Origin of the sequence: Nitrosopumilus sp. b1, assembly GCF_014078545.1 — an archaeon.
Lineage (GTDB): Archaea > Thermoproteota > Nitrososphaeria > Nitrososphaerales > Nitrosopumilaceae > PXYB01.
This window is the reverse complement of sequence record NZ_MU078719.1, coordinates 1-16,230: the sequence shown is the minus strand read 5'-3', so window position 1 is coordinate 16,230 and position 16,230 is coordinate 1. Positions and strand designations below refer to the sequence as shown.

The following is a 16,230-nucleotide window of genomic DNA, read 5'->3' as shown; positions in this document are numbered from 1 at the left end:
CTCACTTCGTAATGCCAGTAGCAATTTTACCAGACATTGGTGAACAGATGTGCATTGGATGCGCACTTTGCGTAGAAATCTGCACAACTCTCGGACCTGATGTACTTAGAGTAAAACCAGTTGAAGGCTGGAAGAGAGGTAAAGCATTTGTCTTTTACCCAGAAAGATGTATCTCTGACGGAGCATGCATCGGAGTTTGCCCAACAAAGGCAATTTTCTGGATGAGACCAATGGACTTTACTGTTGGACAACCAGTTCCACTCTACAAGAACTCAGTCTTCGTTAAAGGTTGGACTGAACTAGTCGACTAGAAAAAGTTCAATCAATTTAATTTCTTTTTAAAATTTTTATTTAGAGAATATGCCGAATTTTGTTTTCCAAGTTTTGTTTTCAGAGTGTTTTTTATGAAAATTATCTAGCATCGAATAGGTTATGGTAAATCCTTTGCCGACCATTGTATCATTTTTATCATATTTTTCTTTGTTTGAGAGAAGTTCGTCTGGTAAATCATGAATTTTTTTTGTTTTTAAATCATGTAATCTAAACGATTTTCCATTTTCCAAAATAATTACACTGTCATCACTAAGACTTTGGATTGAATAATTCTCAAAGAACCTAATTATTCCATCTTTTTTAAGATGAATTTTAACATCATATGTTATTTTGTTTCCATAAATTAGGATCTCCTTTGCAAAGATATTGACATCATCTTCCAAGTTTAACACCACAATGGAATCTGCATTCAATGAAACTGTATTTACAGCATTTTCAAGAACAATTTTTCCTTTTGGTGCAGATAATTCAGTTCTGTGTTCTTTAGTAAGATAAATTCCAACCCTGCCGTCTGGATCTTGCACTTTATCTTTACGCCCAAACACATTGCCAACTATAATATCCCCATCCTCAGCAAGAATTTTGGCACCGTTATCTATCTTATATTTATTTTCTAGAGGATTTACAAATTTGAAATCACCTTGAGTGAGAATTATGTTTGTCTGGTATTCATCACTAAAAGATGGACTTGTAATGTTACCTTGCATGATTATTGGTCCATCATAGATTATACTTCCTGCAAGGTAGTTTCCTTTTATGGAAAGTGCTCCATTAGCTTTTCGTTCGAGTTCAATTTCACCAACAGTTTTTGATCCAAATAATCGAGTTCCGGTTGCATTTACTCTGTTAAGTGCTGCAGCCCATTCTTCAGCAGCTTTCATTTCTTGAGAAAGCTCTTTTGCAATTATTTTATTGCGTCGTCTTATCTCCTCTTCATCATCACCGGAGAATACTTTTGATTTTCGTTGTTTTTCTTTATCAGAATCAGGGTATTTCTTTCCAATCTTCAGATCTTCATATGCCTGCTTAATTTTCTTAAATTGTTCTTCACTGCCTCCCCTATCAGAATGATGTTCTAATGCTAGTTTTCTAAAGGCTTCTTGGATCTCTCTTTTAGACGCACCATCAAAAATTCCCAATATTTCATAATTGCTTTCTACCATTCTTCATCCTCGATGATTTTTCTAAATTTATGACATACTTAATTCTATTAATTGTAATTCCTAGTGCCATTAAAGCAGTAATCTCTATAGAGAATTGAATTTATAGTGTATTTTTAAATTGAAAACCCTTGATTGATCTAAACAAAAAAGTGTTTGGGGATATTAGAGCAAGAGAAATTTTTGGTTCCATTCCACCTGCATACCCAGATACCGAGAATATGTTGGATGTAGAATACAAAAGACTGGTTCAAAAAATTCAGACCTTATCTAGTGAGGAATTAAAAGAAATCATCAATAACCAAAGAAGTTTAGAAAAACAAGTAAACAGTAGACCTGGTGCAATGGCTTTACCTCAGAGCAAGATAAAACTATACGTAGATTATAACCAGAAATACATTAAATCATTAGAAGAAACAATGAATAACATTTCTAATTGAGAATTGCGCTCATTAGTTGTCTTCCTACAATCAATGCACCAATAGATAATCCTACGTTTGCAGCAATATGAACGGCCAATCCAAGATAGTGTTCATTATCTAATAGATTAGACGAATCTAATGCAAAGTATGACATCGTAGTTAAGGTTCCGCAGAATCCTACGGCTACTAAAAGAGAATATCGTCCTTCTAGATTCCACTGATTTGAGACCACGATAAATAATCCAAGAATTAATGAGCCTAAGATGTTTACCAATAATACATTGATTGGAATGACTCCAAGAATTAATGGCGATTCTGTTATTTTGAATCTAACAAATGAGCCTATTACTGCCCCTATTGCGAGAAATACAAATTCTATACCTTTCATGTCTACCACTGTTTGATTTTTGGTAGACATTATCATCGTAGATTACGCGGTTTTGGTAATATTACCAGGGCTAATGTCATAGCCACTATGAGATTTTAGTAAATGGTTTTTATAGGTTTTGTATTGAGCCAAAATATGACAATAAAATTGGAATGCAAAGACTATGGTTTTGAATGTGAGTTTTCAATAGAAGGTAGAAAAAGTCTATCTTTGATTGAACAGTTAAGGGAGCATTTTGAAACTGAGCATGGCATAGACTATTCTACAGATGCAGTCATTCAAATGATCGTTAATAGAGGTCACTCAAGAGATTCTATTAGAAAAGAATGAGTTTAACAAAAAACTAACTTACTTAAAAAAGTCGTATTCTTGATTACGCTTTTGTTTTGGCAAATCCTTCATCACTGCTTGAACAACTTCAGAATGATTATACGTTAAATGTCTGAGAAATTTTGCAGATTCGTCAGCACGTGTTTTATCATCTACTATTAGCATTTGAGGGCTACTAAGTTCATTCATCATTGTAATACATTCGTCACATGGTTCAAAATCCAGATACAGTTTCATTTCACTTGATAAATTTCTCCATAGATATTTAGTTTTACTATTTTATTTTGCATTAGGTACTATGGGCTCTTCTTTTTTAGATATATCCGGTCGTACTTTTTTTGCTGCTTGTATTAGATCATCTTGGGTGATTTTTATCTCCTTTACATCCTTTGATTTTGTCTCTACATATCGCTTTAATGCAATCATTGCAGATTGATTAGCAATTGCGGCCAACTCTGCACCACTGAATCCATCTGTCAATTCCACTAGTTTTTGCAAATCTACAGTCTCAGATAGAGGCTTGTTTTTTGTATGTATTTTGAGAATGTGTTTTCTACCTTTTGCATCAGGCTTTGGTACTTCAATTACTCGATCAAATCTTCCTGGTCGTAACAAAGCAGGATCAACTATATCCAACCTATTTGTAGCGCCAATAATCAACACATTATGTAATTCCTCTAATCCATCTATTTCAGTAAGAATTTGTGATACTACGTTTTCCGCTACGTGGGAACTAGAGCTTCCAGTACCTCTTCTTGGAATCAATGCATCGATTTCATCAAAGAAGATAATGCAAGGAGCTGCTTGGCGTGCCTTACGAAATATTTCTCTAACGCCCTTCTCGGACTCACCAACCCATTTTGAAAGCAATTCTGGTCCCTTTACACTGATAAAATTAGAATCAGTCATTTTTGCTACTGCCTTTGCGATAAGGGTTTTACCAGTTCCAGGCGGCCCATGTAAAAGAATTCCTTTTGGAGAGCTAATATCCACATAATCATATGCATTTTTGTATTTTAGTGGCCACTCTATTGATTCACGTAGTTCTTCTTTGAGTTCATCTAGACCACCTACATCATCCCAAGTTACATTTGGTACTTGAACTAATACTTCTCGTAGTGCTGATGGCCTTACTTCTTTTAATGCATCACGAAAATCTTCTTTTGTAACTTTGATTTTTTGTAATATATCGGATGAGATCTTTTCTTGATTCAGATCAACTTCAGGTAAAATTCGTCTTAAGGATCTCATAGCTGCTTCTTTGGCTAATACTTCAAGATCAGCTCCTACAAATCCATGTGTAATTTTTGATATTTGTTTAAGATCAACTTTTTCATCAATTGGCATCCCACGTGTGTGAATGTTTAGTATCTCTAGTCTTCCTTCCTCATCAGGAATTCCAATTTCAATTTCCCTGTCAAATCTTCCTGGTCTTCTAAGGGCTGGATCAATTGAGTCAGGCCTATTTGTTGCAGCAATTACGACTACCTTTCCTCTGCTTTTCATTCCATCCATCAAAGTAAGTAATTGAGAAACAATTCTTTTTTCAACCTCACCGGTAACTTCCTCTCGTTTTGGAGCAATAGAATCAATTTCATCAATAAAGATTATGCTTGGAGCGTTCTCTTCAGCCTGCTTGAAGATCTCTCTAATTCGTTCCTCACTTTCACCATAATATTTTCCCATGATTTCAGGACCGCTAAGTGAGGTGAAGTTTGCGTTAGTTTCGCCTGCTACTGCTTTTGCAAGTAATGTTTTACCTGTTCCTGGAGGTCCGTATAGCAAAACACCTTTTGGAGCTTCAACGCCGATCTTATCAAATAGTTCGGGATGTCGCATTGGTAATTCAACCATTTCTCTAATCTTTTGAACTTCATTTTTTAATCCACCAAGCTCATCGTAAGTAATTCTAGGAATTGATGAATCAATTGCTTTTGTCATTGATCCTAGCTTGAATGCAGTGGTTTCAGTAACTATGACGGGTTTTGATGGTTTTGTGTTTGTAATAATGAATTGAATTTTACCTCCCATTTGAGTAGGTAAAACAATAGTATCATGAACTGTAAATACATGGTTTTGAAAATTATAAGACATTACTTCATGTAGCTGTCTTTCATCAATGGATAGTTTTTCCGTAGGAGATAGTGTGATCTGTTCAGCTTCAGATGCCTCTACGGGTACAATCTTTATTCTGTCGCCAATTCCGGCCCCTATGTTATGTCGTGTGATACCATCAATTTTGATAATTCCAGTTCCATAATCTTCTGGATTTCCTGGCCAAAGTTTAACGTGTGTTTTTTTATTATGTGTCAGCTCTAGAATTTGTCCAGTGCCCCATTTGGTATCTTCAAGAATTTTAGGATCTAAGATGGCTCTGCCTTTTCCAACATGTTGCTGTGGTATCTCTGCTATCTTTAATTCAGTTTCAGTCAAAATCATCACCTAAAAAAAGGAGTTATTCTACCTCCACGTTTTTGCCCTTTGGTTTTTCAGGAATTATTTGCTTGAAGGTTAGTTCAAGAATTCCGTTTTTGTATGAAGCTTTGGCAGAGTCCTTATCGACTATGTATTTGATTGGTACTGATGCATGGTATTTTTTTTCTCCATGAACTGCATCAATCTTTACAATGTCTTCATCTACTACTACCTTCACATCAGATTTTTCTACTCCAGGCATTTCCGCAACAAGTTTTACCACTTTTTCTTTATCATCAACTATTGTGTCAACGATGGGTTCTCTTGTATCGGAGGTAGGCAAGAGTCCTGGTCTAACATTACCATACTCTTTTACTACAGGTTTTCCATCTGGGCCAACTGTCATTGTATATCCATAATAAAATGGACCAGAAAGATTTCCTGTGTTTTTTGCTTCTTCAAGCAACTCATCTACATCAAAGAATGAGCTAGACATTCTCTTGAAGAGCCTATCAAATTCGTCATCAAAGAACATTGTCATATTTCCTCACTATATGTAATATATATTACATTATATAAGTATTTCTTAATATTGTTAGATTTATTACAAAATCCTATTATAACTGACATTATATAATATTTAGTATGCGTGCCGCAAACATGTCGGTTCCTGAAGCAGTCAGAGAGATAATCACTCACAATCGGTCAATCTATGATTGCATGAAAATGGATGTGATCAACTATACTGCATTAGCTGTAAAAATTCAGAGTGAAGTCGAGAGAATGCTTGGTGGAAGTGTTAATCTCAACACTATAGTTGTTGCAATTAAACGATATGCAGATTCTTTTGAGACAAAAGATGATGTAAAAGAAGTGTCGGTTTTAAAAAATGCCAGATTATCACTGACAGATGGAATTATGGATATTAGATTTAGAACCAATGATCTAGGAAATAATCCCTCATCTATTCTGGAAAAATTTTCTCATATTACATCTGATTATGAGTTCTTTAGATTAGCAGATTCCTTTAGGTTTTTGACTGAGGATGTTGAGGATATCCGACGATTATTTGATTCGTTTCCTCAAAGTGAAGACATGTTTAGCACGGGATTGGCCAAGATAAAGATCTCAGTACCAAGAAATGAAAACAGATCTGATGTGGTTTCATATGTTGCAGAAAGACTCCATAATAATGGGATAGAATTAGTAAATGCCTTTTTTGGCCAAGAGAATATAGTCATTATTTTGAACGAAAAAGATGCCTCCAAAGCATATGAAATTCTTCGTTCTGAGATCGCAAGATAGTTTGACTAGTCAAATTAATACCAGTTCTTAATATTACAGCTAATAATCTCAAAAATGAAGGATTAGTAATTGGTTAAAAATAGGAAAAAAATTGTAATTTTAGGAGGAGGTTTTGCTGGAGTAGAATGTGCCAGAAAGTTAGAAAAATACTTTGTAAATGATCCTGAGATTGAGATTGTCCTAATTAGTGAAGATAACTTTCTGTTATTTACTCCGATGTTGCCGCAAGTGGCATCTGGTATGATTGAAACAAGACACATCATTATGCCGATTAGAACTATTTGTGAAAAGACTACATTTTACGAAGGAAGAATACGAAATATTGATCCGTATGGAAAGCTTGTAACTTTGTGGGGAACAAGTGAGAAAAGAGGCATTTCCATTCATTATGATTTTCTTGTTGTGGCATTAGGAAGTCAAACTAACTTTTTTGGATTAAACGATGTTGAACGACATGCATACACTATGAAGACACTCAATGATGCAGTGGTGTTGCGAAACAGAGTGATAGATATGCTTGAGCAGGCAGAAAATGAGACAAACCCCGTACTAAGAAAGAGTCTTTTGACGTTTGTTGTTGTTGGCGGAGGTTTTGCTGGAATAGAGACTGCAGGAGAGTTATTGGATTTACTATTAGATGCAAGAAAACATTATCCAAATATTCACAAGGAAGATATCCGTGTGATTGTCTTAGAAGCTTTGTCGGCAATATTACCAGGGTTTAGTGAACAACTTGCAAAGTTTTCTCATGACGAACTATTGAAACATGGTATTGAGATTCGACTAAACACTGCAGTTACTAGTTTTGATGGAACAGAAGTTACTGTAAAGAAACTAGAAAAAGAACCAAGCAATGATGAACCAAAGATTGATGTGATAAGAACTAACACTTTGATATGGACTGCAGGGGTTACACCTGTTAATACCATTAAGAGATCGTTGTTTAAGACAGATAAAGGCAAGATAATTGTTAATGACTTTCTTGAAGTAAGTGACTTTCCAGGAGTATTTGCAATTGGTGATTGTGCATTATTTATGGATCCTAAATCAAACAGACCATTTGCACCAACTGCGCAACTTGCAGAAGCTCAGGCCAAGACTGCTGCCTTTAACTTACATTCATTGATTAAAAATAAAGAGAAACAGAAATTTGTTTACAAATCAAAAGGCCAAATGGCAATTATTGGTAAGAGGACAGGCATTGCATCTTTTCTTGGTTCAAACATTTCGGGTTTTTGGGCTTGGCTCTTATGGAGAAATGTGTATCTCTCAAAGATTCCAAAATTAGATAAGAGATTAAGAGTTCTAATCGATTGGACGATCGATTTATTCTTTGATAGAGATATTTCAAGGATGAAATTAGTTACCAGAACACCAGAAAAAGAATACAAAGAATTAGATGAAGTTGATGATGTTTGGTAGTTTATTTTCTTATTCTATAGATGAGTATAGCTGGTCCAACAATGTAAATTCCAGCATTTAGCATAATAATTCCAACTCCATATCCTAGCATCTCTTCTTCAGAATCAACATCGACATGATTCAAAATTGAAAGCGTAGATAGCATTGGAGTAATTGCAAGCTTTACTGCCTCTTTGAATATGGGATTCTCTCGCTCATAGTCAGCTATTGCGGGTGAGAAGGAATAGTAGAGTTGGTTGAATCCTGTCATGAATGCAGTACCTGAATGAGTAGATAGTACTATGTTGTCCCTTATCTCTCGCAGCTGTTGCACCTGTGGTGCAAGCTCAGATCCAAATGCTGCAGTTGCGATAAGACATCCTCCACCTTCTTTGTTATTTTCTCCAAAATCTTGATATGGTGATTCTGATTCTTTTTCTGGTTCATTTAATATCTTAAAAGATCCAACTGTTGTTTCAAATTCTTCTAAATATCTATCAAAGTTTTCTTCAGAGTTTGAATAGGTAAAGGTATAGAATTTTTCTGGTGTTGAAATAACAATCTCTCGGAATTTTACATTAACTGTGGAGTTCTTTACATCAAATTTTCCAATTGCTTCTGTAATGAATGATTCTTTGTTTTGAATTTTTTCTTCTTTTTCACTGATAATTTGTAGCTCCCCTGCATCTATTGATGATTTAAGGTTGTTTCTAGATTCAGCAATTTTCTCTTCAAGTGATCTTCCATCTGAATAAACAACAGAAAGTGTTAGAGTGGCACTCATTCCATCGATTTTTGGACCAACAGCTACAACATCAGGAACGTTAGGAGATGTTTTTTGTAGTTCCTGCAGCAGCCATCCCTCTGGTGCCATAAATGAAATTCCTAATTTCTTATTTGTGTATGGTCCAGATTCAGTTTTTTCTACAGTAGTTCGCTCAGGCTCACCAAGAGTTAGCATATTTGGAACGTCTGATCTATCAACAACTTCTGCACTCAAAATTTCACCCTTGCCCCAGTCAAATGGAATTGAACCATCAGGTGGGGTCTCAAGATTGGCAATTTTATCTAGTGTTTCAAAACTTTCTTGTGTTACAATTCTTCCAAATACAGTATACTGACCATCAAGAAAATTTGAATCCTTATGAACAATGAAGAATTGTGAGCCTGCACTGTTTGGATCCATAGCTCTTGCCATTGAGACAATGCCTCGGTTGTGTTTAATGTCATTAAATTCTGCATCAATTGAGTAACCAGGATCACCAGTGCCCCACTCAGAAATGGATTGATACCCTCCAGGAGTAGTTTTTGGATCACCCCCCTGAATCATGAAATCCTTAATCACTCTATGAAATACAGTTCTATCGTAGAATCCACTCTCAGCTAATTTGATAAAGTTCTCAACGTGTTTTGGTGCATCTTCTGTAAAGAACTCAATTGTAATATCTCCAGATTGTGTATGCAGGATAACCAATTTGTCATTGTCAGCAAATGATTGGTTTGTATGACTAAATAGAATTATCATAAAGCTAAGAAGAATTATTTTCTTAATCATTTGACCACAGCTGTTCTAACCCAAATAAAAGCCAAATGACGTATTAGTTTTTATCAAGTAAAATTGGAATTTCCACATGGATACAGATGAGAAGATTCGAGCTCATGTTGTTTCAGTTTGGCGAGAGGCAAAAAAATTTCTTTCAATAGGAGGCAGGGAAGGGATGTTGGTATTAACTGATAAACATTTGATGTTTGTACACAAGACACAAGCAAAAATGAGATGGTGGGATGCCATAGTAAAAAGACAGGGAATGATGGTATTAAAAACAAAAAACATTATGAATATACATGATGGATATGATGAAAAAGATTTGGTTGAAGATTTAAAGAATGAAAAAAATGTAGAGTTGGCCTTTGATGATATTTCAAAAATAAATTTTGAAGAAAAGGAATGGGGAAGTGTTTTGAATTTAGAATATCAAAAGAATGGAAAGAATGAAAAGTTTCAGTATTCAGTTGCACAAGACTGGGTAAAATATCCTGTTAAAGAGCCAACAAAATACATGCACGTTGATTGGGCTCCATTTGTGGAATATATTAAAGACGGACAGAGACTCACGAGATAAATGACTGTATATGCACTTGGTGTAGGACCGGGATCCTCAGAGTATGTTACTGATGTAGCAAAAAAAATTATTCGAGATTCTGATGTTATTGCAGGATACAAATTCACTCTACAAACAATTACTGACCTGTTGGGGGATAAGGAAGTTCATGAAATTACAATGAAGAATCAAGAAGAGGTTTATCAAAAAATTGCTACAAATTTAGGAAGAAAAAATTTAGTTGTACCATTTACAGGTGATGTAAATTTTTCAGAATCAGAAGTGGTAGATAGGTTAATTGAGATATTTGGTAATGTTGAGATTGTACCGGGAATCAGCTCCATTCAGGTAGCAGCTTCAAAAGCTAAGGTTCCTCTTGATAAATCCAAGGTAATCACCATGCATGTAACATCATCCATTGAGGAGAAAAAATTAGAACTCCAAAAAGCATTAATTGATGGATTTAGTGTGATTCTAGTTCCAAGACCATGGCCAAAGATGCCTGAAAAACATTTCATGCCATCTGAGATTTCGTTGTATTTGGAAAAAAATGGATTTGATACATCAGAAATGAAGGTGTATGTATTCGAAGCATTAACTACAGAAAAAGAAACGTCTTTTGTAGGTACAGTTAAGGAATTACAAGGGAAAGAGTTTTCAGATCTTTCTGTTATGGTGTTTAATCAAACAAAGTTAGATTCGTACATGAACTACAAATGGCAATGGAAAAATTAGTTTTGTTTTGTACTTCCAAAAACTGTTGATCCAGTATTTTCAAAGGCATAGATTACACCGTTAATCCACAAATAATCAGGATCAGCAAATCGATAGAATCCTGATTCGGTGATTGTTACACTAAATGATTCTCCAGGTGCTATGACTCCAGTGTTGATTCTTCCATCAAGTGTAAATGTACAATCAGATTGTTTGTAGCTAGAACCTTCCTTTAATTTTGTACTTTCATCACAAATTTTTACGTTTGATTGTGAATCTCTAGCATTACTTCCTAATCCCTCACCACTTGTGATCCTGTGAGGTACTGTATCATCATTAACCCATTTTATTGTGGTTCCTGGTTTCATGGTAATTCTATCCATTGAGATGTATGATTGCTGTGAGCCTTGTCCGGAAGATAGACTCTTACTTCCAAGAGCTTCAATGTAGTTTGCTGCAACTGCTTTGGTTGATGCACCTTTGAAAATCTTAATAGTAATTTCATTTTGTTTTTCGGGTGTTACAGTAGTTGGGGTTTTGACTGCAGTAAACTTGGAGAGTTGTGAGGTGTAAACTATTTTGTATGTTTCATCATCAATACTTGCTTTTCCTGAAAAGCTGTAAATTGAGCCAATATTGGTCTCTTGAATCATTCTCCCAAATAGACTGAATGATAAATCATTTCCGGTTAATCCATCGGCAGTTCCTGAAATTCTTAGAAATCTTCCATCACGTAAAACTGTACCACGTAAGTTGTCGATTGAAAAATCATCATCATTTATCGTGATAAAACCATTATCAATTGTTATTGTGCCACGGGTGTTTACAATCGAACCTGTTGTTAGATCAAAATTTATCAATGAGATTTTTATTTGATCATCAGTTACCGCGTATCCCGAGCCTTCTAATACAAATGGATTGTTAGATGCTAATGCGCCTGAGGCTTCATTAGTTGTTACTCCTAGTAATAATCCTGAAAATGCTATAATTGATAATATTATGAAACGTTTCACTATTGATGATGGCTCTAATTTGGTTTATAATTTACTACTAAATTATTTTAGATTAAATCAATAGTTAGTCTAAACATGATCAGATTCCTGGTAGCTCAAATCCACTTTCTTGTACCAGACTTATCATGTAAAACTCTAAAAATCCTCCAGCTAACAAAAGTCCAATCATTATCCCAATCTCGATTATTGTAGGTTTCATTATTGGGTAGAGAGGATTCTTTTTGACTATGGCATGAATTAGGATGTAGCTTCTAGAGGTGCCCAGAGAATATGCCACCAATTCCATAATTCCAAATGGAGATAAGTAGAGAAGAGCTAATGGGGGCATTCCTGCTAGAATTGGTGTTACTGCAACAATTGATGCAAATGCGTATCCTGTAGACCACGCCGAGAAGAGTCCCCAACCCACACCAAACCCAGGGACAAACATTGGTAAGGCAATAGACGTGTTATGTACAAAAATTCCAATAGAATCAATGTCTTTTACAAGCTCTTCAAATTCTTCTAAAAATGCTTGTGCTTCCTCATCATTTACTTCACTCATAGAGCCCAGTTGATACGCTCCTGAAAATAATGCCATAAAAATAAAAAATAGTAATATTCGTTTTTTCATAATAACTAAAAATTTTTCAAACACTATTTGAGCCTGTTGGTGTGTAATGTGCGCAGATTTAATTAAAACGTCATGGGTTTTTTGATGTTGAATAGGGAAGTTTCACTTGCATTAAACTACGCATTAAACAAGGGTTTTCAGATACATCCTGATGCATTAAAAATTCTGGAAGGAGTTCAGATTGAGGATCTACAACATGTCATAAAAGAGGTGGTAAGGCAAAAGACGCGGCAAAAATTGTTTCTAATAAATCAGGATGATTTGGAGACTTTTCTAGGGATAAAAGAAGACGCCACTCTAAAAAGTGAGTTTCGAATACTTTCAGATCCTTCTTCAAAGATCACATCTGCTGAGGGGGTATCTGGGTATAACATGTTGTTTGCAAGCCGTCTTGCAAAACTTAAAAAAATAATATCAAACAGGCCTGAGGCTAGATTGTTAAAGTCGATATCCTCAGTAATTGCTACAAAGTCAGAGGATGATATGTATGTCTCAGGACTTGTAACTGAGAGATCGTCTGAGAGAAATGTTGTTAGAGTTACAGTGGAGGATCCTACGGGTGTACTAGAGGGTATTGTTTTTGATAAAGACTTGCAGCAGGTCTCTGAAGTATTGCTAATAGATCAGTATGTTATGTTAAAGATCTCTGCCTCGAAAAAAGGTGGGTATATCATAAAAGATGTGATTTTGCCCGATATTCCTGATAAGGCGTCAAATAGGTCTGAGACAGATACGTATGCTGTCTTTCTTTCTGATTTGCATATTGGAAGTAAGTATTTCATGGAAAAAGAGTTTGAGGATTTTGTTGCATGGCTATCGAGCCCCGACCCAATAGCAAGAAAAACTCGTTTTGTTTTGATTGGTGGAGATTTGGTTGATGGTGTTGGGATATATCCAAACCAAGACAAAGAATTGGATTTTCCGACAATTGAATCCCAACTATCAAAGACCTATGATCTTTTATCAAAAATCCCAAAAAACATTCATGTTGTAATAATGCCTGGAAACCACGATCCTGGAAGGCGAGCACTTCCTCAGCCAGCTATTCCAAAAAAATACAATTCTGATTTTTGGGAAACTCAAAATTTCCATATGGTAGGAAATCCCTCTATGGTATCGCTAAACGGGGTTAGAGTATTGATGTTTCATGGCCAGAGTATTGATGATATTGTGAAGGTAACTCCTGGATTAAGTTACGACAAGCCGGTAAATGTAATGAAACATTTGTTGAAGGCAAGGCATATGAGTCCTGTTTATGGAAGTCAAACCCCAATAGCCCCAGAATCAGAAGATATGATGGTAATTGATGAAGTGCCTGATGTTTTCCATGTGGGACATGTACATGTCATTGACTTGGACCTATATCGCGGAGTATTGATGATTAATTCGGGAACATGGCAGAATCAGACGCCCTTTCAATCAAGTGTGGGGATAACACCTACGCCTGGGCTGGCCATAATTCTCAATTTGAAAACCTTCAAGGTATATTCTAAGGATTTTAGTGTTAGATAATATCTTCCAGTGATAGGTCGTCACTGAATGTTTGTTTTACCATATCAGTGGGTATTGTTAGTTTGAATTTTTTTGTTCTTCCATGAATTCCTTGGTGCACTATACGCCCTGTGATTATTCCAGACATTTCTATTTCACTGAGCATTTGGGTAACACGTCTTTGTGTTAGTTCCTTTTGCCTGATAATTTTACAGAGATCCTTGTATGCTGAATAAATTTCGCCAGTAGATGCTCCGTTTGCCTTCATGACTGCAATAATTAGTAATTTTTCATGTAATGGGTATGACTTTAGGGCTGTAATCTCTTTGTTTTCTTCAATTTTTTGGGACGCTTCTCTGATGTGTTTTTCAGTGACTTTTTTGGCCTGTTCTCTTTCAGCCATTTCCCCTGCAACCCTAAGAAGATCGATAGCTCGTCTTGCATCGCCGTGTTCTCTACCTGCCATGGCAGCACATAGGTTGAGTGCAGATTCCTCAATAGAGTCATCCAAGAAGGCTTCTCTAATTCGCTCCTCTAAGATTTTGTTTAGTTGTTCTACAGAATAGTTAGTGAATACCACCTCTTCCTCACCAAGACTACTAATCACCCTAGGATCAAGTGTTTCTTTGAAAGTAAGGTCGTTTGAAATGCCTACTAGTGTAAGCGAGCCTGATTTTATTCTCTCATTTGCTCTTGTGAGTTGGTATAGGATGTCTTTACCTGTTTTTGATACCAGTTGTGCTAGGTAATCAATCTCATCTACAACAAAAATTGCGTTAATTTTTTCATCTTCAATATTTTTTAAAAGGCGTTTGAAGACTTCGCTAATTGCTAGGCCTGTGGAAGGGAGTTCTTTTTCGGAGAGGTTTAATTGCCTTCCCAGACTTACTAAAAGCCCATAGAGTGTTGTTTCGTCTTTAGAGTTGGCATAAATCAGTTTAATTGGAAAGTTGCTCTTCTCAACTCTTTCTTGTATTTTTGAGAGTACCTTTCTAACAACTAGGGTTTTTCCCGTTCCTGGTTTTCCATATACTAGAAGATTTGATGGTCTTGATTGTTTTAAAATTGGTAATAATGATTGGGTGACCTTTTCTTGTTCAGAGTCCCTGTGATGAATTACATTTGGAATGTATGTAAAATGTAGAATGTTTCGGTTTTTAATTAATGACTTACCACTTTCTGCTGCATCAAGCATTCTATCTATTGGGTCTAATGTAGTCACACTCATCTCGGGATCCATTTTTTCTTCCATTAACTCTTCAATGGATCCTATTGTTATTTTTAACATTGAGGATCGTTTCAATTGACCAGTTTTGATCGCATGTATTTTTCATAAAGATACTCAGACACCATTGTTTCTAGTGTGGATAATTTAGAATGATATTGTATTCTAGTATGTTAGTAGTTAGATTCTCTTAAAAAAAAATTAAAAGAAAAAAAGAGTGGAAATATCGGTGTGTGGGTTTTCCATGTTAACAATCAGTTAATGAAATGTTAAGTAAATCCAAAAAGAACATTAAATGACCCCTTAATTTCCACTCTAGGCGTGAAGATAGACGTTAACACTGTTAATATCAAAAAACTACCCCTTTATTTCCAGTCCAGGCGTGAAATTAAACATATCTTAAGGATGTTTAGGCTATCTATTGTTAATAATAAAAAAACCCCCAGGCGTGGGCTAGGCAGTCAATGTTAACAAACCACTTAGTTAACAAAACTGACCGGATCTATTGAAGAGTTAACATCAGATCCTCATTGATCACTCTATGGCTAAGAAACGCATTCGTATTGATATGGAGGACTCTGAAGGAGCAAGATATGATATTAAACTTGAAGGAAATGTAACTAGAGAAAAAGTCCTAAAAATCTTTGAAATGATGGACTTGATGAATATTGAAGAAGGGCAAGAAGCGCCCAATTTAGACTCGGTTGGCTCTAAAATATGGAATATTGTAGACAAAAACTACCCTATAGGGAAATTTACATCTACGTCAATCCTAGAGAAATACGAAGACGAGTATAATGAGCCCATTAAACTAAGTGTGATCTCAACATATCTGTCCAGGTTTGCCCAAAAAGGCAGGATTGAACGTACAAGAACAGGTAGAGAATGGTCATATCAGACCATAAAACTACTCTCAAAAGAACGGACTTAGGATATCATAGCCTTTCTTACAATAAGCCTATCTCTACCCAAAATCACTTTAACATAATCACCCTTTTGCATTTCCATGTATTTTCTAAACTGTTTAGGTATAGATATCGTGCCGGCCGAAGAAATCTTAACTAAAATCTCATGATGTTCGTAGTTTTCACTAGCCATAAATTGAATATTAATTTATAATATATATAATTTTATAAAATCTATAAATTATAAATTATAATAAAAATTACTAAAAATCATTACTAAAACCCAAAAAAACAAAGTTCAGATAACTCTAAACCACAGTTGGGTTGTTTTCCAGAATACTAATTCGCTCTTTACCTTTTGGAGTAATTGAATATGTGTAGGGTTTTGTGTTGGTGTTACGATCAACATATCC

19 protein-coding genes and 1 riboswitch are annotated in these 16,230 nt (G+C 35.4%); of the genes, 9 read left to right on the top strand and 10 right to left on the bottom strand.

The genetic code is table 11. The features are described 5' to 3' along the window. Positions 1 to 11: 11 nt before the first annotated feature. A complete protein-coding gene (locus C6988_RS04950; protein ID WP_182133957.1) occupies positions 12 to 311 on the top strand; it encodes an NADH-quinone oxidoreductase subunit I in 300 nt (99 codons plus the stop codon). Positions 312 to 347: 36 nt separating this feature from the next. On the opposite strand, the gene C6988_RS04945 is transcribed toward C6988_RS04950, so the two are convergent. Then, positions 348 to 1,496 (bottom strand): J domain-containing protein, encoded by a 1,149-nt coding sequence (locus tag C6988_RS04945; protein ID WP_182133956.1) that lies wholly within the window; start codon positions 1,494 to 1,496, stop codon positions 348 to 350. Positions 1,497 to 1,624: 128 nt separating this feature from the next. On the opposite strand from C6988_RS04945, the gene C6988_RS04940 reads away from it, so the two are divergent. Then, positions 1,625 to 1,933 carry a hypothetical protein gene (locus C6988_RS04940; RefSeq protein ID WP_182133955.1) on the top strand — a complete coding sequence of 103 codons (309 nt, stop codon included), beginning with the start codon at positions 1,625 to 1,627 and terminating at the stop codon, positions 1,931 to 1,933. Here C6988_RS04940 and C6988_RS04935 read toward each other — a convergent pair. After that, positions 1,926 to 2,333 carry a fluoride efflux transporter FluC gene (locus tag C6988_RS04935; protein WP_255464252.1) on the bottom strand — a complete coding sequence of 136 codons (408 nt, stop codon included), beginning with the start codon at positions 2,331 to 2,333 and terminating at the stop codon, positions 1,926 to 1,928. The two genes, C6988_RS04940 and C6988_RS04935, sit on opposite strands and share 8 nt — an antisense overlap. Beyond that, positions 2,320 to 2,396: riboswitch (Fluoride riboswitch) on the bottom strand. Its footprint overlaps the gene before it by 14 nt. A gap of 42 nt (positions 2,397 to 2,438) precedes the next feature. On the opposite strand from C6988_RS04935, the gene C6988_RS04930 reads away from it, so the two are divergent. Then, positions 2,439 to 2,633 (top strand): DUF1059 domain-containing protein, encoded by a 195-nt coding sequence (locus C6988_RS04930; RefSeq protein ID WP_182133954.1) that lies wholly within the window; start codon positions 2,439 to 2,441, stop codon positions 2,631 to 2,633. An 18-nt stretch (positions 2,634 to 2,651) separates the two neighbouring features. Here the strand turns inward: C6988_RS04930 and C6988_RS04925 are convergent, their stop codons facing one another. The 3 genes from C6988_RS04925 to hsp20 are packed head-to-tail and all read right to left on the bottom strand — an operon-like array spanning position 2,652 to position 5,589. Then, positions 2,652 to 2,870: a hypothetical protein gene (locus tag C6988_RS04925; protein ID WP_182133953.1), complete on the bottom strand. Its 219-nt coding sequence runs from the start codon at positions 2,868 to 2,870 to the stop codon at positions 2,652 to 2,654. Positions 2,871 to 2,912: 42 nt separating this feature from the next. Then, positions 2,913 to 5,066 carry a CDC48 family AAA ATPase gene (locus tag C6988_RS04920; RefSeq protein WP_182133952.1) on the bottom strand — a complete coding sequence of 718 codons (2,154 nt, stop codon included), beginning with the start codon at positions 5,064 to 5,066 and terminating at the stop codon, positions 2,913 to 2,915. A gap of 22 nt (positions 5,067 to 5,088) precedes the next feature. Further along, positions 5,089 to 5,589, bottom strand: coding sequence for an archaeal heat shock protein Hsp20 (gene hsp20 / locus C6988_RS04915; RefSeq protein ID WP_182133951.1), 501 nt, complete (start codon positions 5,587 to 5,589; stop codon positions 5,089 to 5,091). Positions 5,590 to 5,693: 104 nt separating this feature from the next. On the opposite strand from hsp20, the gene C6988_RS04910 reads away from it, so the two are divergent. After that, positions 5,694 to 6,353: an ACT domain-containing protein gene (locus C6988_RS04910; RefSeq protein ID WP_182133950.1), complete on the top strand. Its 660-nt coding sequence runs from the start codon at positions 5,694 to 5,696 to the stop codon at positions 6,351 to 6,353. 69 nt (positions 6,354 to 6,422) lie between these two features. After that, a complete protein-coding gene (locus tag C6988_RS04905; RefSeq protein ID WP_182133949.1) occupies positions 6,423 to 7,775 on the top strand; it encodes an NAD(P)/FAD-dependent oxidoreductase in 1,353 nt (450 codons plus the stop codon). A gap of 1 nt (position 7,776) precedes the next feature. Here the strand turns inward: C6988_RS04905 and C6988_RS04900 are convergent, their stop codons facing one another. Beyond that, on the bottom strand, positions 7,777 to 9,309 hold the full coding sequence (locus C6988_RS04900; protein ID WP_182133948.1) for a peptidylprolyl isomerase: 1,533 nt from the start codon (positions 9,307 to 9,309) through the stop codon (positions 7,777 to 7,779). 76 nt (positions 9,310 to 9,385) lie between these two features. Here C6988_RS04900 and C6988_RS04895 point away from each other — a divergent pair, with 76 nt between their 5' ends. Both C6988_RS04895 and cbiE read left to right on the top strand, forming a co-directional pair. Further along, positions 9,386 to 9,877 carry a hypothetical protein gene (locus C6988_RS04895; RefSeq protein ID WP_182133947.1) on the top strand — a complete coding sequence of 164 codons (492 nt, stop codon included), beginning with the start codon at positions 9,386 to 9,388 and terminating at the stop codon, positions 9,875 to 9,877. Continuing rightward, positions 9,878 to 10,591: a precorrin-6y C5,15-methyltransferase (decarboxylating) subunit CbiE gene (gene cbiE, locus C6988_RS04890; protein WP_182133946.1), complete on the top strand. Its 714-nt coding sequence runs from the start codon at positions 9,878 to 9,880 to the stop codon at positions 10,589 to 10,591. Here the strand turns inward: cbiE and C6988_RS04885 are convergent. Both C6988_RS04885 and C6988_RS04880 read right to left on the bottom strand, forming a co-directional pair. Beyond that, positions 10,588 to 11,583, bottom strand: coding sequence for a cupredoxin domain-containing protein (locus C6988_RS04885; protein WP_182133945.1), 996 nt, complete (start codon positions 11,581 to 11,583; stop codon positions 10,588 to 10,590). The genes cbiE and C6988_RS04885 overlap by 4 nt on opposite strands. 79 nt (positions 11,584 to 11,662) lie before the next feature. Beyond that, on the bottom strand, positions 11,663 to 12,196 hold the full coding sequence (locus C6988_RS04880; protein ID WP_182133944.1) for a stage II sporulation protein M: 534 nt from the start codon (positions 12,194 to 12,196) through the stop codon (positions 11,663 to 11,665). Positions 12,197 to 12,280: 84 nt separating this feature from the next. Between C6988_RS04880 and C6988_RS04875 the strand changes: the two genes are divergently transcribed. Next, positions 12,281 to 13,708 (top strand): DNA-directed DNA polymerase II small subunit, encoded by a 1,428-nt coding sequence (locus C6988_RS04875; RefSeq protein ID WP_182133943.1) that lies wholly within the window; start codon positions 12,281 to 12,283, stop codon positions 13,706 to 13,708. On the opposite strand, the gene C6988_RS04870 is transcribed toward C6988_RS04875, so the two are convergent. Further along, positions 13,701 to 14,939, bottom strand: a complete 1,239-nt coding sequence (locus tag C6988_RS04870; RefSeq protein ID WP_255464248.1) for a Cdc6/Cdc18 family protein — start codon at positions 14,937 to 14,939, stop codon at positions 13,701 to 13,703. The genes C6988_RS04875 and C6988_RS04870 overlap by 8 nt on opposite strands. Before the next feature lie 514 nt (positions 14,940 to 15,453). On the opposite strand from C6988_RS04870, the gene C6988_RS04865 reads away from it, so the two are divergent. Further along, a complete protein-coding gene (locus tag C6988_RS04865) occupies positions 15,454 to 15,843 on the top strand; it encodes a hypothetical protein (RefSeq protein ID WP_182133942.1) in 390 nt (129 codons plus the stop codon). On the opposite strand, the gene C6988_RS04860 is transcribed toward C6988_RS04865, so the two are convergent. After that, positions 15,840 to 16,010, bottom strand: a complete 171-nt coding sequence (locus C6988_RS04860) for an AbrB/MazE/SpoVT family DNA-binding domain-containing protein (protein WP_182133941.1) — start codon at positions 16,008 to 16,010, stop codon at positions 15,840 to 15,842. The genes C6988_RS04865 and C6988_RS04860 overlap by 4 nt on opposite strands. Positions 16,011 to 16,230: the final 220 nt, after the last annotated feature.

Bases quoted from the DNA above. Each gene is read 5' to 3' on its own strand.
- C6988_RS04950 (WP_182133957.1), top strand. From the start codon at position 12: ATGCCAGTAGCAATTTTACCAGACATTGGTGAACAGATGTGCATTGGA.
- C6988_RS04945 (WP_182133956.1), bottom strand. From the start codon at position 1,496: ATGGTAGAAAGCAATTATGAAATATTGGGAATTTTTGATGGTGCGTCT.
- C6988_RS04935 (WP_255464252.1), bottom strand. From the start codon at position 2,333: ATGTCTACCAAAAATCAAACAGTGGTAGACATGAAAGGTATAGAATTT.
- C6988_RS04930 (WP_182133954.1), top strand. From the start codon at position 2,439: ATGACAATAAAATTGGAATGCAAAGACTATGGTTTTGAATGTGAGTTT.
- C6988_RS04925 (WP_182133953.1), bottom strand. From the start codon at position 2,870: ATGAAACTGTATCTGGATTTTGAACCATGTGACGAATGTATTACAATG.
- hsp20 (WP_182133951.1), bottom strand. From the start codon at position 5,589: ATGACAATGTTCTTTGATGACGAATTTGATAGGCTCTTCAAGAGAATG.
- C6988_RS04910 (WP_182133950.1), top strand. From the start codon at position 5,694: ATGCGTGCCGCAAACATGTCGGTTCCTGAAGCAGTCAGAGAGATAATC.
- C6988_RS04900 (WP_182133948.1), bottom strand. From the start codon at position 9,309: ATGATTAAGAAAATAATTCTTCTTAGCTTTATGATAATTCTATTTAGT.
- C6988_RS04895 (WP_182133947.1), top strand. From the start codon at position 9,386: ATGGATACAGATGAGAAGATTCGAGCTCATGTTGTTTCAGTTTGGCGA.
- cbiE (WP_182133946.1), top strand. From the start codon at position 9,878: ATGACTGTATATGCACTTGGTGTAGGACCGGGATCCTCAGAGTATGTT.
- C6988_RS04880 (WP_182133944.1), bottom strand. From the start codon at position 12,196: ATGAAAAAACGAATATTACTATTTTTTATTTTTATGGCATTATTTTCA.
- C6988_RS04875 (WP_182133943.1), top strand. From the start codon at position 12,281: ATGTTGAATAGGGAAGTTTCACTTGCATTAAACTACGCATTAAACAAG.
- C6988_RS04870 (WP_255464248.1), bottom strand. From the start codon at position 14,939: ATGGAAGAAAAAATGGATCCCGAGATGAGTGTGACTACATTAGACCCA.
- C6988_RS04865 (WP_182133942.1), top strand. From the start codon at position 15,454: ATGGCTAAGAAACGCATTCGTATTGATATGGAGGACTCTGAAGGAGCA.
- C6988_RS04860 (WP_182133941.1), bottom strand. From the start codon at position 16,010: ATGGCTAGTGAAAACTACGAACATCATGAGATTTTAGTTAAGATTTCT.